Origin of the sequence: Bullifex porci (assembly GCF_009695635.1) — a bacterium.
Lineage (GTDB): Bacteria > Spirochaetota > Spirochaetia > Sphaerochaetales > Sphaerochaetaceae > Bullifex > Bullifex porci.
On record NZ_VUNN01000012.1, the window covers coordinates 1 to 26,522 of the forward strand.

General features: G+C 35.1%; 26 protein-coding genes. 5 read left to right on the top strand and 21 right to left on the bottom strand.

Translation table 11 applies throughout. From position 1 onward, the window contains the following. Positions 1-190: 190 nt before the first annotated feature. The 5 genes from FYJ80_RS06770 to FYJ80_RS06790 all read right to left on the bottom strand — a co-directional run bounded on the left by FYJ80_RS06770 (position 191) and on the right by FYJ80_RS06790 (position 5,177). Entirely contained in the window at positions 191-1,459 is a 1,269-nt protein-coding gene (locus FYJ80_RS06770; protein WP_154425451.1) for a recombinase family protein, read from the bottom strand. A gap of 17 nt (positions 1,460-1,476) precedes the next feature. Next, positions 1,477-1,656, bottom strand: coding sequence for an SHOCT domain-containing protein (locus tag FYJ80_RS06775; RefSeq protein ID WP_154425452.1), 180 nt, complete (start codon positions 1,654-1,656; stop codon positions 1,477-1,479). Further along, entirely contained in the window at positions 1,646-2,032 is a 387-nt protein-coding gene (locus tag FYJ80_RS06780) for a hypothetical protein (RefSeq protein WP_206361005.1), read from the bottom strand. Before FYJ80_RS06780 ends, FYJ80_RS06775 begins: the two co-directional genes overlap by 11 nt. A 584-nt stretch (positions 2,033-2,616) precedes the next feature. After that, a complete protein-coding gene (locus tag FYJ80_RS06785; protein ID WP_154425453.1) occupies positions 2,617-4,629 on the bottom strand; it encodes a GLUG motif-containing protein in 2,013 nt (670 codons plus the stop codon). A gap of 410 nt (positions 4,630-5,039) precedes the next feature. After that, entirely contained in the window at positions 5,040-5,177 is a 138-nt protein-coding gene (locus FYJ80_RS06790) for a hypothetical protein (RefSeq protein WP_154425454.1), read from the bottom strand. 393 nt (positions 5,178-5,570) lie between these two features. Between FYJ80_RS06790 and FYJ80_RS06795 the strand changes: the two genes are divergently transcribed. Next, positions 5,571-5,768 carry a hypothetical protein gene (locus FYJ80_RS06795; RefSeq protein ID WP_154425455.1) on the top strand — a complete coding sequence of 66 codons (198 nt, stop codon included), beginning with the start codon at positions 5,571-5,573 and terminating at the stop codon, positions 5,766-5,768. On the opposite strand, the gene FYJ80_RS06800 is transcribed toward FYJ80_RS06795, so the two are convergent. Continuing rightward, positions 5,735-5,992 carry a hypothetical protein gene (locus FYJ80_RS06800; protein WP_154425456.1) on the bottom strand — a complete coding sequence of 86 codons (258 nt, stop codon included), beginning with the start codon at positions 5,990-5,992 and terminating at the stop codon, positions 5,735-5,737. The genes FYJ80_RS06795 and FYJ80_RS06800 overlap by 34 nt on opposite strands. A gap of 394 nt (positions 5,993-6,386) precedes the next feature. Here FYJ80_RS06800 and FYJ80_RS06805 point away from each other — a divergent pair, with 394 nt between their 5' ends. Next, positions 6,387-6,773 carry a hypothetical protein gene (locus tag FYJ80_RS06805; RefSeq protein WP_154425457.1) on the top strand — a complete coding sequence of 129 codons (387 nt, stop codon included), beginning with the start codon at positions 6,387-6,389 and terminating at the stop codon, positions 6,771-6,773. After that, positions 6,770-7,639 (top strand): DNA/RNA non-specific endonuclease, encoded by an 870-nt coding sequence (locus tag FYJ80_RS06810; RefSeq protein WP_154425458.1) that lies wholly within the window; start codon positions 6,770-6,772, stop codon positions 7,637-7,639. The genes FYJ80_RS06805 and FYJ80_RS06810 overlap by 4 nt, the downstream gene beginning before the upstream one ends. A 75-nt stretch (positions 7,640-7,714) precedes the next feature. Here the strand turns inward: FYJ80_RS06810 and FYJ80_RS06815 are convergent, their stop codons facing one another. From FYJ80_RS06815 to FYJ80_RS06840, 6 genes are all read right to left on the bottom strand, one after another. Next, complete coding sequence (locus FYJ80_RS06815; protein WP_154425459.1) at positions 7,715-7,987, bottom strand: hypothetical protein; 273 nt, start codon at positions 7,985-7,987, stop codon at positions 7,715-7,717. After that, positions 7,968-8,255: a hypothetical protein gene (locus FYJ80_RS06820; protein ID WP_154425460.1), complete on the bottom strand. Its 288-nt coding sequence runs from the start codon at positions 8,253-8,255 to the stop codon at positions 7,968-7,970. The genes FYJ80_RS06815 and FYJ80_RS06820 overlap by 20 nt, the downstream gene beginning before the upstream one ends. Continuing rightward, on the bottom strand, positions 8,236-8,511 hold the full coding sequence (locus tag FYJ80_RS06825) for a hypothetical protein (RefSeq protein ID WP_154425461.1): 276 nt from the start codon (positions 8,509-8,511) through the stop codon (positions 8,236-8,238). The genes FYJ80_RS06820 and FYJ80_RS06825 overlap by 20 nt, the downstream gene beginning before the upstream one ends. Before the next feature lie 205 nt (positions 8,512-8,716). Beyond that, entirely contained in the window at positions 8,717-9,205 is a 489-nt protein-coding gene (locus FYJ80_RS06830; protein WP_154425462.1) for an ATP-binding protein, read from the bottom strand. 80 nt (positions 9,206-9,285) lie between these two features. Beyond that, a complete protein-coding gene (locus tag FYJ80_RS06835) occupies positions 9,286-9,489 on the bottom strand; it encodes a hypothetical protein (protein ID WP_154425463.1) in 204 nt (67 codons plus the stop codon). Between the two features lie 283 nt (positions 9,490-9,772). Beyond that, positions 9,773-10,999, bottom strand: coding sequence for an ATP-binding protein (locus FYJ80_RS06840; protein ID WP_154425464.1), 1,227 nt, complete (start codon positions 10,997-10,999; stop codon positions 9,773-9,775). Positions 11,000-11,467: 468 nt separating this feature from the next. Here FYJ80_RS06840 and FYJ80_RS06845 point away from each other — a divergent pair, with 468 nt between their 5' ends. Continuing rightward, positions 11,468-12,724 (top strand): hypothetical protein, encoded by a 1,257-nt coding sequence (locus tag FYJ80_RS06845; RefSeq protein ID WP_154425465.1) that lies wholly within the window; start codon positions 11,468-11,470, stop codon positions 12,722-12,724. A gap of 824 nt (positions 12,725-13,548) precedes the next feature. On the opposite strand, the gene FYJ80_RS06850 is transcribed toward FYJ80_RS06845, so the two are convergent. The 7 genes from FYJ80_RS06850 to FYJ80_RS06880 form a co-directional block, all read right to left on the bottom strand. Further along, positions 13,549-14,064 carry a hypothetical protein gene (locus tag FYJ80_RS06850; RefSeq protein WP_154425466.1) on the bottom strand — a complete coding sequence of 172 codons (516 nt, stop codon included), beginning with the start codon at positions 14,062-14,064 and terminating at the stop codon, positions 13,549-13,551. Then, complete coding sequence (locus FYJ80_RS06855; RefSeq protein WP_154425467.1) at positions 14,054-15,334, bottom strand: ankyrin repeat domain-containing protein; 1,281 nt, start codon at positions 15,332-15,334, stop codon at positions 14,054-14,056. The genes FYJ80_RS06850 and FYJ80_RS06855 overlap by 11 nt, the downstream gene beginning before the upstream one ends. A gap of 50 nt (positions 15,335-15,384) precedes the next feature. Then, a complete protein-coding gene (locus FYJ80_RS06860) occupies positions 15,385-15,801 on the bottom strand; it encodes an HNH endonuclease family protein (RefSeq protein ID WP_206361006.1) in 417 nt (138 codons plus the stop codon). Next, on the bottom strand, positions 15,779-16,210 hold the full coding sequence (locus tag FYJ80_RS06865) for a hypothetical protein (RefSeq protein ID WP_154425469.1): 432 nt from the start codon (positions 16,208-16,210) through the stop codon (positions 15,779-15,781). Before FYJ80_RS06865 ends, FYJ80_RS06860 begins: the two co-directional genes overlap by 23 nt. A gap of 95 nt (positions 16,211-16,305) precedes the next feature. Beyond that, complete coding sequence (gene ltrA / locus FYJ80_RS06870) at positions 16,306-17,568, bottom strand: group II intron reverse transcriptase/maturase (protein ID WP_206361007.1); 1,263 nt, start codon at positions 17,566-17,568, stop codon at positions 16,306-16,308. A gap of 453 nt (positions 17,569-18,021) precedes the next feature. Next, positions 18,022-19,023, bottom strand: coding sequence for a DUF262 domain-containing protein (locus tag FYJ80_RS06875; RefSeq protein WP_206361008.1), 1,002 nt, complete (start codon positions 19,021-19,023; stop codon positions 18,022-18,024). Continuing rightward, positions 19,016-20,239: a DUF262 domain-containing protein gene (locus FYJ80_RS06880; protein ID WP_154425471.1), complete on the bottom strand. Its 1,224-nt coding sequence runs from the start codon at positions 20,237-20,239 to the stop codon at positions 19,016-19,018. Before FYJ80_RS06880 ends, FYJ80_RS06875 begins: the two co-directional genes overlap by 8 nt. Before the next feature lie 175 nt (positions 20,240-20,414). Between FYJ80_RS06880 and FYJ80_RS06885 the strand changes: the two genes are divergently transcribed. Further along, positions 20,415-21,350, top strand: coding sequence for a WYL domain-containing protein (locus FYJ80_RS06885; RefSeq protein ID WP_206361009.1), 936 nt, complete (start codon positions 20,415-20,417; stop codon positions 21,348-21,350). Between the two features lie 1,075 nt (positions 21,351-22,425). Here FYJ80_RS06885 and FYJ80_RS06890 read toward each other — a convergent pair. Continuing rightward, positions 22,426-24,153, bottom strand: a complete 1,728-nt coding sequence (locus FYJ80_RS06890; RefSeq protein WP_206361010.1) for a DUF262 domain-containing protein — start codon at positions 24,151-24,153, stop codon at positions 22,426-22,428. 580 nt (positions 24,154-24,733) lie between these two features. Then, complete coding sequence (gene ltrA, locus FYJ80_RS06895) at positions 24,734-25,996, bottom strand: group II intron reverse transcriptase/maturase (RefSeq protein ID WP_206361007.1); 1,263 nt, start codon at positions 25,994-25,996, stop codon at positions 24,734-24,736. Positions 25,997-26,522 lie beyond the last annotated feature (526 nt).

Here is a 26,522-nt window from a genome sequence, read left to right on the forward strand (position 1 = left end):
TAGTATGTTTGTTATGTGCTGGATTATATCAAAATTACTTAAGATGCTTTTTCCTTTTTTAACTGACTTTTTTTGTCCCTTTTTAGTTGACTACTTTTAAATTGTCCCTTTTCATTTGACTATTTCTGGCCCTTTTCTGTTGACTCTAACAGCATTGAACTAAATCTTGTGAGCGTTGCAGGTATTACCCTTACTTTTCCAGACATTTCTCAGCCCCCTTTTGGTTTTTCCACTTTTTGATGATTTTTCTTCCATCCTTCATAACGAATGTGACTTGATGGTATGAGCCGCCTAGGATATGGTCTATGGATTCATCAAAGTCCTCTGATGTAAAATTCTCTTTACCAAGTATCTCAGCAGTAAGGCTATAAAGTGCCCACTCAGGTATGGACTTAGCGGTGCAACCACTACCACATCTTTTATCTATCCTCTCTCCACAGGTCCACTTGTAGTACATCTTTCCATTCTTCTGTTTGTTGCTTCTTCGTCTGAAGGTCCTGCCACACTCTCTGCAGATAATCTTTGAAGTAAAAGGTGACTTTACTATCTTCCAATTACACTCAAGGCTTCCTTCATTCTTCCTTCTTTCAATCTCCTCTTGTACTTCATCAAATTCTTCTTTAGTGATGATGGGAGGATGTGTTTCTTCTGCGTAGTAGCGGTCTCTTTCACCTCTGTTTACAACCTTCAGGTGTGATATATGGTCAACAGTGAAAGTTTTCTGTAGAATCGAGTCACCCATGTATTTCTCCTGTCTGAGTATGTGAGTGACGGTGTTCGCGCTCATAGGGCTTCCTCTAAGGCCCTTTATTCCACGCTCTCTGAGAACCCTTGATATTTCCTTTGGACCAAGTCCCGTCATGTACATTGAGAATATCTCCCTAACGATTTCAGCCTCATCTTCAACTATCTCGTAATCACTACCATTCCATCTATATCCTAGTAGATCATGAGGTATACCCTCTCCTCGTTCAAACTTCTTCTTGATAGACCAGAGTACGTTTTCACTTATTGACCTAGACTCTTCCTGTGCTTGTGAGGCAAGGAATGTAAGAACCATCTCTCCTGTGTAGGAGAAGGTGCTGATGTTGTTTTCGTCGAATATCACCTCCACACCCAGATCCTTCAGATGCCTTACTGTTGCAAGAAGATCTACTGTGTTCCTGCAGAACCTTGATATGGACTTTGTGACGATGATGTCGACCTCCCCTTCCTCACATTTCTCCATCAGGGCCCTGAATCCCGGCCTGTCGGTCTTTGTGCCTGTGATCCCCAGGTCAATGAAGACGCCTCCGTCCACCCATCCGGGTGTGGAGGTTATCCGTTTCTTCAGGAATGCCGACTGGGCTTCAAGGGAGTGTGCGGAGTTGAATGTGTCGACCGACACCCTGGCATACCCCGCCACCCGCATGAGGGCCAATTCACCTTTCTTCTTTGTATCAATTGCTGTTATCTTCATGGTTCAATACATCACTCTTATTCTTTATTTAGTAAAGGGATATGAACGATCATCGGCTTATATTTCTTCTCGATGTAAGCCGTCTCCCTGAGATGTTCGGATTTTGATATCATACCTTTTGAATAAAGCAGGTCGAGGTAGTAAAGTGCTGTCTCATATGCCTTCTGTCTTTCAAACTGATCCCCGTCAAGCTTCATGGTCCCCTCCGAACCTAGCCTTGATGTAGCACTCGTGGGAGCAGTATTTCCTGTCCCGTCTGTAGGATAAGAACTCGCTGCCGCAGCATGCGCAGACCTTTGTATAGTTCCTGTCCTTCTCCTTCATCTTCCGCCAGTGGGTGATGCGGCAGCTGGAAGAACAGAAGAGTGCCTTCCTGCCCTTTCCGGTGTTTGCCGCAAGTTCCTTCCCGCACTGCTGGCAGCAGGAGCCACCGCTTTTTCCTGGGACGATATTGTTCCTGCTGCAGTACATCCTCACCGAGTCCCTGCTGAGTCCCGTTATCTCGGCAATACGGGAGAAGCTGTTGCCGTTTTTCCTCAGTCGCTCTATCCTCTTTCTTTCATCGTTTGTCACTGTAATGTGCTCCCTTGAATCATATGAAGGTCCTGCCCTTCATCTCTTTAAGGAGTTTCTGGATGGGGAATTCCGGGGAATGATGAGAAAAATTCCTATTTAAGTGATGATTTAAATATTTATTAAATGTATGAATATAAAACAGTAATGCTCTGTATAGCCTTTATTAATAAACATGAATGCAAGTAGACAAGTTTACATATTAAAAAATGTGTATTTGAATCAGGGATAATAAAAGACTAGAGAACAACCGAAGATATACTATTTCTCAGCTCTTCTGCAGCAGCTACTTTTATTTTAGGATATTCAAAAACTGGAAAATAGCAAAGGTGTAAGCATTTGGGAGCTAAGGATCGATAATTGATGAAGTAAGAACAGAGCCTTATATCTTTCTGTTGTGTGACTAAATAGCTAATCTTTTTTGGCACTTGAAACTAAGGAAAATATTCTATCTTTGTCTCTTAAGTAAGAAATCTCCCTTGGCTTGTGAGCTTTACCAAGGGAGAAAGATCGATCTATCTTAAATGCTGAGGGGCAGCATTAAGAAACTTAGTTTTTTGCGTTTGCAGTCCATTATGTATTACTTATTCAATCACAATATAATTGGGTTGCAATGCGCGTAACAAATAATATCTTCCATCATATCCACTTATTGTGTCACTAGAGCCAAATCCAAACCAATTCAAAGACGCATTGTTTTTTCTAGTAACGCCTGTTGCATTCTTAATATAGAGATTTGGCCATCCCGGGGCACCAGAAGTAGCTAGTCCAGCAATTTCTATTTTGTAGTATTTCGTGCTATTGTCTGAGAAAGTTACCTCCCATTCCGCATTTGCAGATTCGGTTTCAGTTACTGTAATGGTCATTTCCGTTGCATTATCAGCAAAAGAGTAACCGTCTATAACTTGAAATAAGAATTCTACTTCATTAACAGTAAACTCTCCATACGTCCCAAGATAGTTTGTCTTTGATATAGAAGCACTACCTGATTTGTTAGATTCCAAGGAAGATGTATCCCAAGTCCATTGTCCATTAACCTTTTTAGTACTAAAAGTTGCTTCAGATGTATTGAAACTGTAAGTTTTATTATCTAAATTTAATTGTGAGCCACTTTTGAATATTAAAGTATGGCTAGAATGATTTCCACTTGGCAATATTGGCAATCCATGTAGAGTGCCAGAAGTTATTTCTAACGAAACTTTCTGTGTACCATCAGTCATGCTTCCAATTGTGTTTATATTTGTAAAATCATCATTATTATTATCATTTATCACTAAATATGCATAAGGATTAGAATTGTAATTAGTTGCAAGAGTTCCAATCAGTCTTCCTTTTGAATAGCCAGTGCTTATGACATTTTCACTACCGCCATTACAATTTTTTATATATCCAGCAGAACCAATATTGTATGACCAATTACCAACAACTCCACCAGAAATATTAGTACCATTTATACTAGCTGAATTAGAACAATTTTCTAATTTTCCCCCCTGTAATACTCCGGCAATACCACCTGATGTTGAAGCTGTTACTTCACCAGTATTATTGCAGTTTATAACAGTAGCTACCATATCTATTCTACCACCAATACCACCTGCATGTGAGCTAGAATTTATTTCGCCACTATTAGTACAATTTTTTATTATTGCAGTTCCAGTATCGTTGCTTTGTATATAACCAACAATACCACCAACATAGGCATATGAAGAAGTACAGGATACAGAACTATAATTTTTACAATCTACAATACTACAGCCAACATTACTTAAACCAACGATTCCACCAACATTAGAGTTGTTTCCTGTGATTATTCCGTGGTTTTCACAATATGAAACTTCTGTATTATTATTTTTATAATTAATGCCTAGAATACCACCAGTTTTAGTACCTCCTGCTTTTTCATTTTCTTTTCCATTTATTATGCCGTAGTTTTTACAGCCCGTAATTTCAGTTTTACCACTTGTATTATAAGATCTTCCTACGACACCAGCTGGTTCAAAAGCATCAATTGACGCAACATTTATACAATTTTCTATTTTTGTTTCGCCTGTTCCAATAACAAAATCAACAATACCTGCAGCGCTATCTAAAGTATGAGTAAATTTACTTTCTCCATCATAAACATAACCATCGCCCTGTTTTGTACCACCAATAACTAAATTAGATATTTTTGCACCTTCAACAGTTCCAAAGAAACCTGATGGCATTTCAGCTCTAGGTTCCGTGTATTTAATATTAGTTATTGTATGATTTTGTCCATCAAAAGTTCCTCTAAAAATTGGTCCGTCTGTATTACTTCTGCTACTATATCCGATAGGAACCCATGTCTTTCCTGTTAGGTCAATATCAGCAATAAGCATAATAATATTTTCTTTATAATCCTTACCAGAGTTGACTGATGAGGCAAAATCCATTAATTCTTGGGCATTGCTTATTAGTAATAGGTTAGAAACTACACAATCAAAAGATCCTGATATAGTTGTAGATCTGCCACAATTTACAGTTACATTGATAGGTTTACTAGCATTTAGAATACCTTCTGTATCTTTATACGCAAAAGTAACATAATGATTACCTGGAGCACATTCTATTTTCATATATGCCCCATTCAGATTTGTTATTTTTACACCATCAACAGAAACATAGTTTGGAAAAACTTTTAATACCTTGTCATCATTAGTTTTTAGATTAACTGTTACATTGTCAAAAACAATATACCCTTTATCCCCTGTATTTTCATTGACTGGTACAGGAACAGTTACATTAGGTTCATAGAAATTCCATTTGATTGTTACCTTACTGGTAGTTCCGGCATATACCTTTTTACCATCTTTAATACCCCTAAGGCTTATAGTCCAATCTCCTTGAGATAAAGTTACAATTCCATCCTTTGGAAGTATTGAATCACTTGTTGCACCATAATTAAATTGTGTTTCACTTTCTTTTGTTGCAGAATAGTGCCAAGTGATACTGTCATCATCTAAATTAATTGTTTCAATATCAGTTGTTAGGCTTCTGCCCCCCCGGACGGGGTTAGTCTGACTTTAACGCGTACATCACTAGCATCATCTGAACCCATGCTACATGATGTAAATAGTGATGCTATTAAAAGCATTACTAATAACGAAATGGATAATTTCTTCATTTTTATCTCCCTATTTTATTTTATTTCATAAAAAAGCTAAAAAGCTTCTCTATGTAATATTATAAAAACAACATAAAGAAATAATATTTACAGGGAGAAAACGACTCAAAAATCTTACCACCTATAAATAAAATTTCTACACTAATAATATATCTAAAAGAAGTTAGTTGTGAATATTTTTTACCTTACTTTAATTTTTTATTTCGAAATTAATAGTAAATAACTAATTAGAATAAAAGTGTATTACAAGAAAACTTACCCTTAGAACTGAAAAAAACAATTTTCCCAAAAAATTCTTACCTAAGAAAGTTGATACTTAAAAATCCTTCATTTACCCCAACTCTTTTATCCTAACTAGATTTCATCATTCCTCATAATTGGTATAATTTTTCTATGACAATTATTATATGCTTAGACAAAAACAACGGTTATCAGTTTGGTGGAAAAAGGCAGTCAACTGATAGAGAACTCAGAAAGAAAATATTAGAACTTGATGATGAAATTAGATGTGATGAATACACTTCGTCACAATTTGAAGATGATGAAAAAGGTAAGCTTTATGGAAGTAAGGACTTACTTGTTGCACCATAATTAAATTGTGTTTCACTTACTTTTGTTGCAGAATAATACCAAGTGATATTATCATCATCTAAATTAATTGTTTCAAAATCAGTAGTTAGGCTTCTGCCCCCTCCAGATGGGGTAATTTTGACTTTAACGCGAACATTACTAGCATCATCTGAACCCATGCTACATGATGTAAATAGTGATGCTATTAAAAGCATTACTAATAACGAAATGGATAATTTCTTCATTTTTATCCCCCTATTTTATTTTATTTCATAAAAAAGCTAAAAAGCTTCTTTATGTAATATTATAAAACACCACTAAGAAATAATATTTACAGGGAGAAAAGGAACTATAAAATCTCACCACCTATAAATAAGATTTCTACTCTTATAATATAGCTAAAAGATATTATTTGTGAATATTTTTTATCTCACTATAATTTTTTATTTCGAAATTAATAGTAAATAACTAATTAGAATAAAAGTGTATTACAAGAAAACTTACCATTTGAACTGAAAAAAAACAATTTTCCCAACAAATTCTTACCTAAGAAAGTTGATACATAAAAATCCTTCATTTACCCCAACTCTTTTATCATAACTAGATTTCATCATTTCTCTTAATTGGTATAATTTTCCTATGACAATTATTATATGCTTAGACAAAAACAACGGTTATCAGTTTGGTGGAAAAAGGCAGTCAACTGATAGAGAACTTAGAAAGAAAGTATTAGAACTTGCTGATGAAATAAGGTGTGATGAATACACCGCATCCCAATTTGAAGAGGATGAAAAAAGTATGCTTTATGTTGGTGATGACTATCTTAATACCATAAATGGTACATGCTTTATAGAAAAAGGTGATATATCAAATATAAGCTATGACAAGTTAGTTGTATTCTGGTGGAACAGATCATACCCAACAACTAAAAAATTTATCATCCCTCAAGGCTTTAAATCGGTTTCAAAAGAAAACTTTAAAGGCTACAGCCACGATAAAATAACAATGGAGATTTTTACTAAATGAGATATTTTACAATCTTTTTTACAACATTAATTTTGGCGCTAGTGATATCCTGTTCAGGTTCCACAAAGCAACCTGCTAATACTGGTGTCTCGTATATTATAGCAGGGCAAAGTGATTTACTAGAAATTAGAAATGACAACGTTCCATACTTTACTGCTGCAGATTATGAAAAAGCAAGGAGTGGTTATTTTATGGAGCTTTCTCCATTAGATGAGCTTGGAAGAGTTGGCAGCAACTGGGGATGCTTTGACTTTGATCATATGCCAACAGATGAACGTACTTCACTCTCAACAAAACCTACAGGCTGGGTTCAGAAGGAATATGATAATGATATAATTCCAACTAGATGGATTTACAACAGAAGCCATATTATAGGGTTCCAGATTTGTGGGCTTAATGATGAAAAAAGAAATCTTATGACCGGAACTAGAGCATTTAATGCTGGTGAAAACTCAATGGTAACTTTTGAAAATATGACTGCAGACCACATGAGAGAAAATAGAACACACCATGTTCTCTATCGTGTTACTCCAGATTTTGAAGGTAGTAACTTATTAGCATATGGAGTTCTTATTGAATCTGATTGCTTAGAGTGTGATGACACTGCAGATTACTGTGTATATATTCTTAATCAACAATATGGGATCTCTATTGATTACCGCACTGGTGATAACTGGTTAACAGGTGAAAATGAAGAGATTACAAGTGAATGGACATATATTTTAAACACAGGTACTAAAAAGTTTCATCTACTAACTTGTAGTGGTGCGCCAAGCCCAAGTAGCAAGAACTATCAGTTAACAGATAAAACTAGAAGTCAGGTTATTGATGAAGGATATAGCCCATGTGGCATTTGTAAGCCATAAAGCGTTTCCTAAACTCCAAATAAAAGAAAAATCCCCAAAGCCACAAGCAAAACCTGCATCTCTGGTGGTTAATTTTTACTTAACTAAACTATAAACAACTGTCTCATCCTCTTCTTTCGAGTGGAGTTTAAAAAGTCCTGCTGATAGCATTTCATCAAAACAAGCCTTTTTATCTATTTCATCACCTGTGACGATAGATGAAAACATCCTCTCAAATCCATCTAAGGTTATAATCACCTCATCATCTCCAGTTGCTTTAAACATGTACGAGTAAAGCATCTTAGAAACATTGCTAAGCTCTCTATTCACCATCACATCATCAAGTTTGCTAACTATTTTCCTCCTCATTAAAACTAATTGTATGATTATCAAGATAAAAATTAGGCGGAAGTGAAAAAGTGTTTTTCATCCTGTAATATAGACACCTCCCTATCAACGACACTTCCAAATAATCTTTTACTACCGTAGAAACATACTTTTTTAACTCATCATCACTAAGACCTTCTTTACTAACTGAAAACAAACTACCAAAGACAGCATTTACACGTGTCTTGTTTTCATAATAAGGCTTTAAGAAGGCTTCGTATGCTTTATCGTTAAGAATTAACTCTTTCATCAATGCGCCTCCAGTAGTCAAGTGCAACCTCAGACTGTACTCTAGTTATAGGGCAAATATGAGTGGTCCTTATAAGCTCATTAAACTCACCATAGCACCCTGCAGGGCAGAAAGCACATTGCTCTTCAAAGGCACATAGCTTACACTTTTCATCTTTTGTGATTTTATCTCTCATTGAATTTTCATGAATTAATTCAGCTTTAGCTTTATCAAAGAAAAGTGTCTTAACATCTCCTACCTTCGTTATACAGTTCATGAATAACGTAACACAGTGTTCAATATCGTTGGGGAGTATAAAACTTTGCTCTCAACTGTGCAAAAAAAACAGGCCTACAGCAACTATGCCATAGACCTTTCTCTCTTTTTTCCAATAAAAGCTCAATTTGTTTTAATCTACCTTTATCAAATCATCTCTAAGATGCGGAGTACCCCCATTTTTGAGATAATGCTGTTGAAATTATTTATTTGATGACTATCCAACGTACATTACGCTTGTTTCCAATTCTTTCTATCGTACCTTGTTCCTGTAAAAAAGCTACAGATCTCTCAACAGTTCTTTTACCGATATCGCATTTTTCTGCAATTTGAGCTGCAGTATCATCAGGCGATGTGAGGATGTGACTCAGGACCTTCTTATCTGATGGTTTAATACCGCCATTAATACCGCCATCCTGTGGTATACCGCCACTTTTGATCCTGTATTCAATAACTTCTCTGTCAAACGGTATGGTACACTTGATATAGTTGTCTTCGATTTCAAATGCTTCTTCACCATATTTATTTACAATAGTCGGTACGCCATGACCAGTATGCTCCACAAGGTTCATACTCAGAAATATTCTCATCAAAGTTGCATTTCTTGGCTTGCTGATTCCCTCAAAGAACTGTTTTTTAGTCATTCCCCTTGGAAGCCCACCATGTGACAAGATTTCAATGCGATTATAGAACATGGAAATCTACACTTGTATGTTTTTGCTTAATTTAAGGCCTACAGCAATAATGCCATAGACCTTTATAACCATTCTCACTATCAAAACTCAACCGGTACTTCCATCCCGCTCTTGAACTTCACCCTGAAATTCTTCTTCTCCACCACAACTATCACATCCACCAGCCCAAGCCAGAGGTTTTCGGAGAATTCAGTGAAAGCATCTTCAAATCCGTCTACTTCACCAATAAACCATCCGATCATCAGGGACCTCTGCATTCTCTCGGTAAGCTCATCCTTGAGCATATCCTTTTCAGCCTGAGCCTCCCTGTACTCCTTCTCCAGCTATGAAAATCTACCATCGACGAGATATTTCTCGGTAATTGCGTTCTTTGAAATTCTGTTTTATTTGTTTTAGCTATGAATAAACAATCCCCAACACAGGATATTTTGCACACTTAAGTAGTAACACTACCATAAAGAAGAATTTAAATAGATGAAGACAGTTTAGCTCATACCAAATGAAATAGAAAAACAATTAGCATTTGATGGAATTTCCAAAACCAAAGATACTATGCTTAGGACATAATCAAATCATTGTTACTGGACACATCCAAACATCTCGTTTTAATGGAAAGAACTCATCTGCCATGCAAATAATCAAACCTGGTTTTACCTCTAATCCAAGTTTTCCTAAAACAGAAAAGTTTTTATCTGGGTCAGAAGGTGTTTTTGCCTTCTTAATTTCCATTGGATAGATGCATCCAGCTCCAACCATCAATAGATCAATTTCCTTCTTATCAATATCTCTATAGTAGTAGAGATTCGGCTCTTTTCCAGAGTTATAATAGCCTTTAAGGATTTCTCCTACGACGAAGGTCTCAAAGAAAGCACCGGAGGCATTGCCATTCATTAATGTTTCATAGCTAGGCCAACTAGTTAGGTATGCAGCTAATCCTGTATCAAGGAAATAGCATTTCGGAGTCTTCACTAGACGTTTGCTGATGTTAATGTAGTATGGTCTAAGGATGAAGATTATTCCTGAACGCTCCAATACAGTTACCCAGGATTTTATAGTCACAGCTGATACTCCAACCTCATTTGCCAATGTTTCATACTTCAATTCTTGTGCAGTATTGGCAGCAAGACAGGTTACCAAGGTTCTGAATTCATCTAGTTTTCCTACTTGTTCCAAAGCACAGACATCACGTTCCAAATATGTATTGATATAGCTGGAGAAATAGAGGTCTCTGTCTATTGAATTATCAGAGACAAGTTTAGGCATACCACCCTGAAAAATCCTTTGGAAAACCTCCTTAAGAGTCTTAACCTCATGCTTTTTTCCCTTCAAGACATCAACATCAGGGGAAAAAGGCTCTGATGTACTTCCTTCAATTTCTCTCTGGGATAAAGGCAAAAGAGAAAAAACAGCAACTCTTCCAGCAAGGCTCTCTGATACATTTTTCATCATTTCAAATCTTTGAGATCCTGTAAGCCAAATCATCCCATATGGATTTTCTCCAGAACACTCAGCATTGTCTACCAGATCCTTTATTGCCAGAAGAAAGGAAGGAACTCGCTGAAACTCATCTATCAAAAGTTTATGACCATAAGTCTCAAAGAACAGAGCAGGATCATTTTGCGCAAGCCTTCTTGCCTCAATCCTATCAAAGGAAACATAACGACGATCAGACTCACTAATATGTCTAAGCATAGTAGACTTTCCTGTCTGTCTTTGGCCACAGACCATTACTACAGGATATTGTGAGGAAGCCTTAAGAATGGAAGCCTCCATAGCACGAGGAATATACTTCATATAATACTCCGAGAAATCTAAAGTCTACTTTATTTTACTCGATAACCTTTACAAAGTCAATTTATTTCTTTTCTAAAACACAAATTACGTCATAAGTGGTACTATTGGTAATTGTGATAATATATTATTTTCTTCATATCCTTTAAGTCGAATTTGATATAATCAAGTTCTGATTTTTTATTTCTACACCATAAGGATTTAAATACTACCACTCTGTAACGCAATTGAACATATGAGTCATAGAATAGATTTAATAATAGCGTTACAAAGTGTTCATTTTAATTGGATAAAATGGAACTTTGTAATTAGGCTCAACATAAAAACAGTTGTGCTAGTAGCTTTGTTTAATAAGTTCAATTCTTTATCAACGCCTATGAAATAGAAGATATCTTCCAAAGTGATAGTTTTATATAATATGGCTATACTTAATCATGATTCATGATAATATATAGGTGTTGAGGTGGAACAATGAAAAAAACTCCATGGTTATTGATTGCATTACTAACTTTTTTACTAATCTCCTGTTCATCAAATATTAAAACGCCTGAAAATAATAATCAGAAGCAGGAAAATACGGACTATCTTGTTGTACTTACTAATCTTGATGACAATACAACAATTAATTCAAGAGAAATATCTAGAGAAGTTAAGCTTAAAGGTGTTCTTCTCAAATACCAGCATGAAGGACTTTTCAGCAATAATTCAGATATTAAACTAGAAAACAAAAATGCTTTTTACTTTGAATATCTAGGTGAAGATGCTTCTTATTTTAATGGTGATAATATGGAGTTTAACTCTGTACTATATGTTCCTGATTGCATTCCTCAGGCATATCTAGATGGAAATGGTGTTAACCCTACTTCAGGTAATCCCTTCTGGTGGTATATGTCCACTTACCTTAACAAAAACATTAACGAGATACGCAATGACTGGATTGAAACAATAAACTACCTTCTTTCTCTCAGATCAGAGGAACTTCCAATGCCAAAAGCTGAAGATGTAACGAATAATTGGAGCAATAAGCATAACACCAACCTATCTAATTATAATGTATATGGATTCAAATGGAATGAAGATAACACTAAAAGATCGGTTGCTGTAACAAAAATTGAATTCCATAAGGAAGGCGATGAATGGGTTCTTTACTGTCCAGCTATGCTTCCTTTCGTATATGTAGCAGGTGGTGGTAACATATCTGATAATTGGCACGAATCCATATATTGGTATATAGAAACTTATTATCATAAGACGCCCGATGAAGTAGACCTAATGGTAAAAAATGGAGAATTTGAAAGTTTCTTAGATGCACAGGAATATGTTGAACCAAAAGAATCTGATGTAAATGTCTATGCAAATACAATAGTATCTATGGTGCTTCCAGAAAATATTGACAGTATGATTTTTGCAGATATATTTTACTATAAACCAGGTAGACTTTCACTCTCTGATGGAAGCGCTATTCCTGATGATAACAGGATTTATTTCATTCAAGAAGGTGAATATATAAAATTTTTCTTTCCACAATCATTACGAGAATACATTGAGAAAACCAAAAACGTAACATGGAATGGAAACGGAAGTTTATTATGGTGGCTTCTACAGATAATTCTTCCACAGAATACAAACAATGTTATAACTGATCATAATCTTGATAGGAATACTATCTTAAAAATTCTAGGTACTTATGTTAATTCAGAAGGGAATCTTGTAACCCCTTCTATTTAATATATTACTTTAGATCCATTGAAAAGGTCCTGAGACTACATTGTCTTTGGACCTAGTTTATTCTCATTAATCAATTTATCAAAGCTCAACCGATAATTTCATCCCACTCATGAACTTAACCCCGAATTTCTTCTTATCCTTCACTACTATCATATCCATCAGCCCTATCAAAAGGTTCTCGGAGAATTAAGAATACCTCTCAGCTTATGTGTACAAAGAAATAGACATAAATGGATGTAGTATAAAGATAAGAGGAATTTATGGCAAACTATTATTGTAAGAACTGTGGAAAAAGCTTTACTTCTATAAAGTACTTGACTCGTGAAAAGTGTATTAGAAATCCTCTTGGAACTTATAAGGGATATCATGAGTTATATATATATGCTGCGAAAAACCCTCACGCTTGCGTGTGGGATGATAGCAGCTTTTTTATCTTGACAAATAACTAGAATAATTAAATATTTTGTGTATATAATATAAATAAGTTAAAAACTTAATAATAGGGAGAATGACTATACTTCCTTGCTGAGAAGCAGAAATTTATCGCCAATGTGGTCGTATGACTGCTTGATAATAAAAGACCTGATTCAAATAGGCTTACACTTGTAACTCCAAAGTCTGAAAATGATGTACGATTACAAGCTACTCTTGGTAATCAGAACCCCACGGGCTTGCCCGTGGGAGTAGTCAGATGAAGGAAGCGAGAAGGATCAGTATTTCTGTAAATACTGTGGCTAATCTTTTAAATCAATCAAAGCAATGACTGTAGAGAGTTGTATAAAACATCCCAATGGAAATTATAAAGGTAAGCATTCTCCAGCACTCTAAATCTTAAGGCACTCGGATAGGGTGCCTTTTATAATCGTTCCATTGTTTTTCATTAAGTATTCATTGTTATATAAAGTTTCAGCACCCTTTATTCCAAAGAGAATTTTGCTTTGCATTTCCGAATTTAACTTTGCAGAGATTATTGTTGAGCAAAGAGATCGAATATGAGGAGTGATGTATTCTGACGACACTCTACTTGTTCCTATAATGAATCGTACTCCTTTTTCTTTGTATAACTCAAATAATAGAGGGACAAGATATCCCTCTGGAGTGTCAATAAGAGAGACAATATCATCTATTACAAAAAGAGTTCTTTTTGGAGTATCAAGATATCGGAAATCAGCTATCAACCTCTTTATCCCATCTTCATAGGAGAGAGAATCAATTCTTTCCCAGTATCCAATAGAAATAATAATAGTATCTTCTCTCTGCATACTAGCTATGGCTTTACTGAAGATAGAATGCCTTACCTCTTCACTCCTTCCTGCAATTAGTATCATTTTATAAGGCATAATTTATCTCCTCTGTAATCCTTTCTCTCATTACATCCAATGGGGTAAGTCCTATTAGATTCTTATCTTCCAATAAAGATAAAGGTAAAACACTCAAGACGCATTGGATATCAACAAACTCTTTTTTTCTTGCCATAATATGAAGAACATTATTACCACTATTGTTCTTAGCTGTTGGATCTGCTCCGAGTGTAATCAAGTCTTCAATCACATCTGGATTAACAGAGGCTGCAATAAGAAGAGCTGTGTCTCCATATTTATCTTTTATCTCTAAGTCTGATTTTTCACTTATTAATAAACTATAATCAGAAGAATAGAAATTTTCGTTTCCTATAGCGAGCATAAGAGGGGTCTGTCCATTATCATCCTGTTTTTTAGAATATGAAGGGTGATTTATTCTGGACAGTATTTTTATGTGTACTTTTTCAAATCTTACATAATCAGAAAAGGCTTTATATCCCGTTTCTGTTCCAGGAGTAAGTTGACCTAAGCTTAGAGTTTTTTCCAGTATCTTGATGCTTTGCCTTGGATAATAAGACAAACTCAGATTGCAGATGTCAGCAAGAGACAAGAGAGAGAAGAATGCAAACTCATTATCTCCTATAATAGCATTGTTTAGTATTTGGTTGATATATTCTTGCGTCACCTTCCCCTTTAAATATTCCATTGTCTTAATAAATAGATTCTTCAATTCAACATTCATGATACTTGATTGTAAAAAACCACTTATGATTCTGTCTTTTATTTCATCACTCGTTTCTATAGCTACTATATCAATGAAATCACAACACCAAGAATCGATGTAGGAAGAGAAATATGGATTATATTCATCATCACTATCAATATGGAAAGGTATTCTAAAACAAGAGTACCCACTTTTATAAACATTAAGATAATAAGTTATATGGATATAGATTTCTTCATAAGGGTTCCCTTTCTCTTGATAATTGTTTTTATAGAAAGAAATCATCTCCTTGGGTGTAAAGTTAAATAGTGATAATCGAGGAGGATAGTAATCGAAGCTAAATCCTTTAGATGTTAAAAGCTCGATAATACCATTAGATGACATCTCGTTTATTACAAAATCTGTAGGATATGGATAATCGATATTATCCCAGTTGGCTTGAGGAGGTAGCATGCTGAGGCTCTTCTCTACAAGAATTGTGTCTTCACTCCTTATTCCTGCAAAGAGAGCATCATAAATGTCTCTCCCTGTTGCTGCACCATCATCAATTAGTTTTGAGTAGTAGTTTGATATATTTCTGTTCATACCTCCATAATAAGGAGGTATGAGTACATAACGTTGGACACATGGAATAATTATTTAGTTATTTTATCTTCTAAAAGCTCAAACATTTTTTCCTTATGCTTTTTTGCTTTTTCTTGTGTCCATCCAATAGGAACTTCATTCATGATCTTAGCCATTTCGTTAAGCTTTGGATTTTGATTTACTACTGACTTCAAGTATTCATATTTTGCCATGGGTGGTAAGTTTGAGAATCTTGAGTTTTCTGAAACAGAGAGTAAAGCCAGGTTACCAAAAGAGTTCAAGTCCTCATCTTCCCAATACTCACCCTCAGATGGATGTTGTGGATAAAAGTGCTCTATTGAATTACGAAATCTGAAGCTATAGTTTGCATACTCTTCTTTAGTCGTAGCCAGAATATAATCTAGAAAATTAAATACTATTCTCTGGATACCAAAACCTGATGTTTTAGTGTATTCTGCTTCCTTCACTTTTTTTCGAAGCATACTGTTCTAGTAGTAGAACAATATCTACTTCTTCGTTCTTATCCAATTCTGAAAGAACCTGTCCAATCCAATGCATATTATTAGGGGAAGTGTAAGTTACACGTAAGCATGACTCAATGAGAATAAGATTGCGGTTATCTATTTGGTATTGTTCATCTATGTTTCCTGCTTCATCTTTTTGTATTGCCAAGACCCAGTTACCTTCATCAAATACGTTTTTCCTCTTAATGATGTACTTGTCAAACAGGAGTCTATATTTCAGAAGCTTGTAGATAAAACTTTGTGCAGCCTCTTTAGTTTCCCAATTCTTACTCATGGGACTATCAAGAAGTTTCTTCTCATCAAGAGAAAAGCCTTCTTTTCCGTCAGATGCTGGTCGAGTAGACAGATGCATCGTCTAACCTCCAGTGCTAAACAAATGCATCCAACCCTCACAGAACCGGACGTGCGCTATTAACGCATACGGCTCTTCATTTTAGTCTTTTGTTGTTACCAAAGCTTTACATAAATCTTAGGATTTACAATTGGTGACTGTTTCATGAAAATTTTGTACTTTTCCCAATTAATCCTCTTCTTCTGCCCTCGGCGTCTTAATACTCTGTATAGTGTTTTGATACAGTAGTGTCTAAATGAACAGAGACTTTTTATATTTCCACTTACACCATAGTAACGATAGTGTCCAATCAACTTAACATTTAGCTTAGCTACAATGTCAGAGATGGGACAATGCATCATGCTATACAACCATTCTTTAATGGCTTGCCTTTTAGCTTTCATCTTCTTTTTACTAGAAAGAACTACTACAACGTAAAAGCTTTTATGGACCATTCCATTGTGAAAAGAAAAACCAAGGAATTCAAATGATTCTTTTGAACCACTTCCTTTACCAAAAGGTAGTATTCTAGTTTTATCTTCAGCAATCTCAAGACCAAATTTTGCAAGTCTCTTTGGAAGTACCGAGTAAAATGCTTTAGCATCCTCTTCGTACTGGAAGCATGCTAGAAAGTCATCTGCATACCTAATGATATATGCTTCACCTTTTACATGTTTCTTTACTACTTTCTCAAACCATAGGTCTAAAACGTAATGAAGATATACATTAGCAATATAAGGACTTATTAATCCCCCCTGGGGAGCGCCTAAGGTGCTTTCTTGCATTATACCTTTATCAATTATTCCAGCTTTGAGAAATCTTATGATATATCTGATAAAGTTTTCATCGGCAATATCGTTTCTAAGAAACTTTATTATCCATTCATGACTCATATTGTCAAAGAACCCTTTTATATCTGCTTCAACAACCCAACCTATAGGACGTTTATATATAATATCTCTAATAGCTTTGATTGCATCATGCGCACTTCTATCAGGTCTAAAACCATATGAACAATCTAGAAATCTTGGTTCATATACACCATTTAATACTTTAGCAAGTACACCTTGAACAAGCTTATCTTCATATGATGGTATACCTAGAGGACGAAGTTTTCCATTAGCCTTGGGAATGTATACTCTTTTTACCGCTTGCGGTCTATAAGAGAATGTTTTCATTCGTTTAAGCAAATTATCAAGATTTGCATCAAGGTTCTTGTTATATTCATCTTTGGTAATATAATCAACTCCAACAGCCTTGTTACTAAGTTGTAGCTTATGCTCTTTCTCAAGATTCACTTTATTGACGTAGTGAATTAACGTCTGAAGCTTGTTATGCTTCCTTGATAACAACATTATTTCCTTTTCGTAATTTTCCACAATTTACAGAGCCTCCAGTACTCCATGTGTCCACTCTAAGGAACCGACTAAAATGTGTCTCCCTTCGCTCCACTGTGTTTCCACAGTTTCATCACTACTATGAAGACATCCGACTACTTACATTTACGACTTGAATCTTGCTTTTTACACTTGTATTCAAACGTTCTGCTCATTTTGAGCCAGATAAAATGTAAGTCCTCCCAGGTATGACATACACACCTTGCACACTCGCCACGCTCTACGACCCCGATGAGTTCTCAACAATCATCACCTTTATCGATTGTTTCATACTGTCTGCTGCCCGCTTAAAAGCATCGACACTCATACTGTATTATTACGAGGCCCAATCGCATTCAGGTTTCCCTTGCGGCTCTTGTGCTTTCCTACCTACGCTTAAACCTAATCTCACGACTTCGGCTCCAAGGCTGGATACTGACTGCTGGCTAGGCTTTGTCAGATTGGGAGTTTCACCCAACTATGTGTATGACACCGAACTGGCGCACTAAGCATTAAAAAAGTTGGGAAGGTAATAATAGATTTTAGTTCTTCAGAAATATCTTTTTCTTCTTCCTTAGTACTCACCGCAGTAATGACATTGTTATCAAGAAAAACCTTTAAAGATGATTGATTTAAAGCTTTTTCGTTACTAGCATAAATACTCATAATATCTGTAAAAGATGAAGGAACTTTTCTTTCATTTTTATCACCAAATAGTTTTTGCTTTATACCATCAGAAAAATGGTTGACAACAAAGCCATTCATATTAGCAATGGCATCCCATATTTCTGAGGCTACGGTCCTTTCTTTTTCTTCAATGCTATCTTTCATTGTTTCTAGAATCTTTGCCTTAACCAACTCATGTAGTTCAAGTTGCTCTCCTCTGTTATTCATTGTCTCAAAGAACTGGTTGGGGTTTGTTCCTGCTGGGATAGATACAAGAAGGAAGAATGTTTTTGTTAGTTTATCGATAAATTTGTTTTTATCGATTTTGTTATAATCTATCCAAGCCTTGATTATTTCAATTCCATATATCAAAGAAGAATCTTTTTCTTTCAATGTTATGTTAGCTGAAGAAGAATCTTTTTCATCCTCTGTATTGTTAGCTGAAGAAGTGCTAAGGCTTTCGAGTATTCCTTGGGCATTATCTCTTGCTTCAAATCTCAACTTGTTTTCTAAGGAAGATTTATCATCACGAATCAAGCAAAGAAGAAGGTATAAAGTAGTAAGTCTCTGCTGTCCATCTATTATGTAAAGATTATTTCCTTTCTCTTCAACTATTACTGTTCCGATAAAGTATTCTCCTTTTGAATTTAATATGTCTTCCAATAGACACTCAATTTCATCTTTCCCCCAAGCGTATCCTCTCTGAAAGATAGGAATAGTATACTCATACTCGTACTCGTCTTTACAAAAAGCATTATAAGCCATTACTTTTTTAATTATTCCTTTATTCATTTTCTCCTCCATAAATACTTTTCCAGAAAGGAAAGCTTTTGCTGTTTGGATCTGGTTTTTCACAATCAGCTAAATGAATTGAATATATCTGGTCAGGAGTAATCATCTTCTTAATCTCCATAAAAATATTCATTGCGTTGATTCCATAGTCGCCATACAGTGCATACCTGTTAATTGACTCATACATCAATCTGGATTTATTTATTCGAAGTGTGTATGCCCACTTATAAAAGAAACGAAGAACACTGTCATCAAGTTTTTCTATCCCAAATCTATCTGCAAAGAAAATACACACATTAATATATAATTGTTTGACATAGTAATTTCCCCAAGTGTATTCGTTTGTATCCAAATCTTCAAATTCATTGATTTTAACTTCGATCTTGTTTTTTAGTTCCAAGTACTTTGACACAAAATCAAAGAATCCTTTTCCTGCTATAAATGGCTCTGAAAGAAGAAAACATTGGTTTTTCAATTGTTGAAAGAATTTACTATATGGATAGTCATTATTAGGTATACCTTTAAAAGTGTTGATTTTATCTGTATCGTAGTAGTTCCCATCCAAGCCATTCGACCACCGGACAATGGGATATAGATTATAGTAAAAGAAATAAAAAAGATTATCTCCCTCATCAGCTTTTTCCCATTTTTCAACTAAATCTTTTTTTGTTTTTTCATCTATATCAGATACAAGTCTTAGATGATATGCCTTTAATAAATCATGAGGAGAGAGTGGCTTCCCTTTACTGTTAAGGGAATCAAAGTATATGAAAGAATCAGCTTCATTCTCTGTAACTATTTCTATAAAGGTACAGTTATTTAAAATAAAGGTGGTAAAAGCCTCTTTTTCACTTTCTATGTTTTTGCATTTCTCTTTCAAAGCCCTCTGATTATCCTTGATTGCTTTTCCCGATAGACTATTATATTTCAATTTATCCAAAACTTCATCTTCATTATACCCAAGGCAATATAGTAGAATTAATAACGTAGTGACTCTCTGTTGTCCGTCAATAATATAATACTTGTCTTCTTTATCATGAAATAAGACAATCGAACCAATCCTATATTCTCCTTCTTTGTTTTTCTTAAAGGAGGCATATAAATCATCAAAAAGAATTTGTGCATTTTCTACTTTCCAGCGATATGGTCTTTGATAGTCAGGTATCAAGAGATTTTTATTAAATAACTCACCAATTTCAATTTTCTCAAAATTCATTGAATCTCTCCCATTATTAAATAGATAAGTGTAGTAATTCCTATTATATATCTGACGATATCAGATAGTGAATTATTTATATAATAAATGATTAAGTGTTTAAGTTTATGTACATATAATTTATTATCATATAGCAAAGGAAAAACACATGCCTAATTTTAATAAACTTGTTTTTTTGGCTACCAAGCTTGCATCAGATAATGGTGTTACTATTCAAGAGTTATTGAGAGATGAATCTCTTGGATATAATAGTAGATCCAGTATCTACCAAGATTTCAGAAACCTAGAAATTAGCTTTGGCCTTACGCCTTATAACACCGAAGAAAATCGAGGTAAGAGCGGAAGAGAAGCAGTATATAGGATAGACAAAGATGAATGGAATAAGTTTAAAAGCGGGTTCCTGACAAAGACTTTTTCTGGAAAAGAAAGAAGAAGGCTCGCTTTCATGCTTGAAAGCATTGGAAGCTTATCTCCACTTGTAAATGTATCCACAGATGATATCATCCCCAAACTTAACAGTATCATTGGTGATATTTCAATCGATACTGCAAAGTTTGGTGGATACTTTAATCTAGAGACAACAAAGTTTCTCGACATACTACTTGAGGCGCAAGAAACAAAAGAATTGTTATATATCACTTATGGTGGAGATAGAAGGGATCTATTTGTAATTAAATGTTTTGTTTTCTCTGGTGGTACCTATTGTTATGTGATGGACATAAAAGGCAAGTCTTATATGCTTTCTGTTCAGAGAATAGAGTACGTGGAACGAAAGCTGTTAAAGAATAATATTCCTTATCCAACACCGGATGTAGATATAGATAAAGCTCTATCTGATCCTTTTGGTATTGTTAGAGAAAATGAAGAATTTGATGCTGTTGTAAAGCTCAGTGACGGGCAAGGATATTATGAGAAAGAGAAGCTTTGGCCAGATAGCGTGAATATAGAAAAAGAAGATGATCACTGGCTCTTTAAGGTTCATACATGTGGTGAATACTGGCTCATTAGATGGGTTTTGTCTTTAGGAACTGAAGCTGAACTCTTAGAGCCTCAGTGGTTAAGAGATAAAATAAAAGAAGAAATTAATAGCTTGGCTGTCATTTATCAATGAGAACAATAATACTATAAACAGGACTAGACAAATGGATAGCCCCTATTTTGAACAATGGATTGGAGAAAATTATGAAAGCGGTGGAATCTTTGGCAAAAAAACTTTGTTTTAGGTGAAAGCCATTATTGCAGTAGTAGTAGTAAAAACTGTGAAGGCTGCGGAGTTGCAGGGGGTATAAGTTGTATTCCAGATTTTACAAAAAAAGTTGTAACCAAGAATTTGTTCACACCTCCCCTCTCCAGTCCTTATCTCATAAGAGGTAATGCATCTCCCCTCTCAAGATGCTCCAACTCAAACCTCCTTTAATGATTGGATCCCCGACTCTGAAGTTATTCGTAACTTTCAAGAACAGGGTATTATTACTTGTTGCTCTCTCAAGTATTACACTCAAAATTATCAACTAATCCATCAACTAGAATGGATGCCAACCTTTTCATAGCTTTTATAGTTCCATTCAAATCAAAGGTATTGTCATCATTTTTCACATACTATTACATTTTATCAACTACAAATAATGTCATGGTTACTCCAACGCCATAACGTGATGGTTTACCTCCCATAATGCCGTTTTTTCTATTATAGACAGTAGTTCAGTGACAACACAGTTCCTTATTTCAGATTGTCTTTCATAGACTTCACCAAGTTTAATTACAAGATTTTAAGATTCGAACTGCATGTATATATTTACATCTAAATTAATTATTGTTCTAAAATGCCACCAAAATCCAGAAAACCCTCCGCTCTGATTAGGGACAAATTAGTGGTGCTCAACTGTGAATTACTAGTGCTATAGATGCGTAATACTCAACAATATTATACTGAAGCTAAAATTAGCTCATAGCATTCTCTAGCCTTTTGTATTCTTAATTCTTTTGGATATATAATTGGTGTTTCTATTAAGATATCAATGTGCCAAAATGCTACCTTGAGTTTTTTTTAATTAGTATTTTCTTACATCTTATGAAAGACCCTTTACCATAATCATAAACATTGTTTAGTTGATTATAATTCTAATTAAGCGTGTAAAGCCCCTTGCAAATCATTACTGCAGGGGCCATTATTATTAATAATACAATTAGAGGTTTTCAAGAACAAAAGCTACAAGTTTCTTTCTTCGTTTATCAATATCAGCACAAGTCCAATTGTTTCTTCCTAATGTCATATCCTGGATTTCTCGTTGCTGATATCCATAACAATAAGTATTGCGTTTATCGGAGAAACTGCTATTACCTATCGAGGAATTGTGGCTACTTGAAATCAGGATATAGTTACCAAGTTGATTTGTGTATGACATTCTTCTTGATTCTGCGTCATCTCCATCAAATGAATCATATCCTGTATTAGGCCCTTCTGGGAGAGTCTGAGGCATTATATGTTCAACAGTCATTGCCCTCAAGTCTTCTGGAGAAAGAGACTTATATCCTCCCTTTCCATTTCTATGAAGATAGTTTTCATATCTCCAGAGTATGTATTTTACAGACTGAGAAGGCCACATTTCACCATCAATAACCATTTTAAATGCGTTATTATTCCAATACGCCCACCACCAGTCATCAGTAGTCTTCATCCATTCAATACGATCTATTACTTTATCAACAGAAAGCACTCCGCTAAATACATCCCCTAGTCTATATTCAAGAACTGCCCGAGTACCTATTATGCTGTTTCTCGCTATTATATCTGCAAGAGCTTTTGAGAGATTGTTCTTATCTTCTGATGACAATGCAAAAGACTTGACAATAAAAGGAAGAGCCAGAGAGAAATATCCAAGAGCAACGAGATCTTCCATGCCTTCATATTTCCTAGTTTCGGTTAGCTTTACAAAGGCTGTTATAGCATTAAAGCTATAAGCAATCGTATCTGTAAGCTTCATAACAAAGCAAATCTTGTCTGAAGACACTGCTATTTCTTTATCAATCTCATCCTGAGAGAAATATGCAGTAAGGTTATCCTTATGAACTCTATAGGCACATAACAGGATATTGTCCTCGTCTATGTGGTATCTTTCCAATATAGATATCGATTTGTATATTTCTGCAAACTTGTCAGAAATCAGTTTGAGGCAGTTTTTCCTCTCATCATCTTTTTCAGCATAAATATGTACAAAATACATAAGCTTTGCCTTCAGGATCTCAAGCTTTGTAGGTTCTTTTCCTCTAGCATTTTGGAATATGAACATCTGTACAGCTTCAGACTTATCAGAAACTACATGGGTTGTGCACTCAGCATTAGCTATTGCATACATAACTGTTTTTAATTGTTTGTAATCCATTTTGGAGAATTTATTTCTGAGGTAGAACATTGCAGATAGAATCCTTCGCTGTGATTCTGTTTCGAGAGTATTGATGAATTCCTTGTCATACAGCTTTGCCTCAATAACATAATCTGAAAATACTGAATCATCATAGTCTACAGTATGGAAATGTCTCTTAGTCCTTCTTGCAAGAATATCTTCCTTAAGGGTGAGTTCATCATCATTTAACTGTCCATTGAGTTCTTCAATACGACTCAATAGTGCTGAAATGCAGATTTCTACAGTAGTAAGTCTCTGCTGCCCATCAATGATGTTATAGCTGTTATTATCACGTCGCTCGAATAAGAAATGCCCAAGATAGTAATGAGTCTGACGCTCAAAACTGATGTAGTCCATAATATCATTTAGAAATACAGCAACTTGTTTTGATGAAATAGTGGCTGAATCAGATGCTGTCATATCAGAATCCCATGAATATGCTCTCTGATAATCAGGAACATAAATCTCTGTTCCCTGAAGCATGGCCTGAATTGTCATTTTGCTTTCCATAAAAAGCCTCCCTATATACATATTCTTAATTTACACTTGCACTTTTATTGCAAACAATTCACAAATAAGAAGATACTTACACTTTGAAAAGCCTTTTGAGTGTCTAGGTCATAGCTTGCAGTTAAGTATGTAATACTCGTAAACTTCTGACAACAATACTTGCAATAATTGTTTGCAATTGCAAAATCTTCAATTTATTCTCATTATACTTTTTATATGTACAAATACTTAGACATATATTTTTTTAATAAGAAAAGAGACACATCAAGACAAGTAGTTAACAATTATTAGAATAGATAAGATATCTCTCCTTTATTAATATTAGAAAAAGAAATCTATATTTTAAAATCATTTAGCGTCAAGTAATATAATCTTTGGTGTTTTATTTTTAGATATAAACTTGTAGCTTTAATTCAAAATATTTTCATTTCAATAATTAATTTGGATAGTATAGAATACTGTAACGGTCGAGTAGACAGATGCATCGTCTAACCTCCAGTGCTAAACAAATGCATCCAACCCTCACAGAACCGGACGTGCGCTATTAACGCATACGGCTCTTCATTTTAGTCTTTTGTTGTTACCAAAGCTTTACATAAATCTTAGGATTTACAATTGGTGACTGTTTCATGAAAATTTTGTACTTTTCCCAATTAATCCTCTTCTTCTGCCCTCGGCGTCTTAATACTCTGTATAGTGTTTTGATACAGTAGTGTCTAAATGAACAGAGACTTTTTATATTTCCACTTACACCATAGTAACGATAGTGTCCAATCAACTTAACATTTAGCTTAGCTACAATGTCAGAGATGGGACAATGCATCATGCTATACAACCATTCTTTAATGGCTTGCCTTTTAGCTTTCATCTTCTTTTTACTAGAAAGAACTACTACAACGTAAAAGCTTTTATGGACCATTCCATTGTGAAAAGAAAAACCAAGGAATTCAAATGATTCTTTTGAACCACTTCCTTTACCAAAAGGTAGTATTCTAGTTTTATCTTCAGCAATCTCAAGACCAAATTTTGCAAGTCTCTTTGGAAGTACCGAGTAAAATGCTTTAGCATCCTCTTCGTACTGGAAGCATGCTAGAAAGTCATCTGCATACCTAATGATATATGCTTCACCTTTTACATGTTTCTTTACTACTTTCTCAAACCATAGGTCTAAAACGTAATGAAGATATACATTAGCAATATAAGGACTTATTAATCCCCCCTGGGGAGCGCCTAAGGTGCTTTCTTGCATTATACCTTTATCAATTATTCCAGCTTTGAGAAATCTTATGATATATCTGATAAAGTTTTCATCGGCAATATCGTTTCTAAGAAACTTTATTATCCATTCATGACTCATATTGTCAAAGAACCCTTTTATATCTGCTTCAACAACCCAACCTATAGGACGTTTATATATAATATCTCTAATAGCTTTGATTGCATCATGCGCACTTCTATCAGGTCTAAAACCATATGAACAATCTAGAAATCTTGGTTCATATACACCATTTAATACTTTAGCAAGTACACCTTGAACAAGCTTATCTTCATATGATGGTATACCTAGAGGACGAAGTTTTCCATTAGCCTTGGGAATGTATACTCTTTTTACCGCTTGCGGTCTATAAGAGAATGTTTTCATTCGTTTAAGCAAATTATCAAGATTTGCATCAAGGTTCTTGTTATATTCATCTTTGGTAATATAATCAACTCCAACAGCCTTGTTACTAAGTTGTAGCTTATGCTCTTTCTCAAGATTCACTTTATTGACGTAGTGAATTAACGTCTGAAGCTTGTTATGCTTCCTTGATAACAACATTATTTCCTTTTCGTAATTTTCCACAATTTACAGAGCCTCCAGTACTCCATGTGTCCACTCTAAGGAACCGACTAAAATGTGTCTCCCTTCGCTCCACTGTGTTTCCACAGTTTCATCACTACTATGAAGACATCCGACTACTTACATTTACGACTTGAATCTTGCTTTTTACACTTGTATTCAAACGTTCTGCTCATTTTGAGCCAGATAAAATGTAAGTCCTCCCAGGTATGACATACACACCTTGCACACTCGCCACGCTCTACGACCCCGATGAGTTCTCAACAATCATCACCTTTATCGATTGTTTCATACTGTCTGCTGCCCGCTTAAAAGCATCGACACTCATACTGTATTATTACGAGGCCCAATCGCATTCAGGTTTCCCTTGCGGCTCTTGTGCTTTCCTACCTACGCTTAAACCTAATCTCACGACTTCGGCTCCAAGGCTGGATACTGACTGCTGGCTAGGCTTTGTCAGATTGGGAGTTTCACCCAACTATGTGTATGACACCGAACTGGCGCACTAAGCGAAAAATAAATCACTATA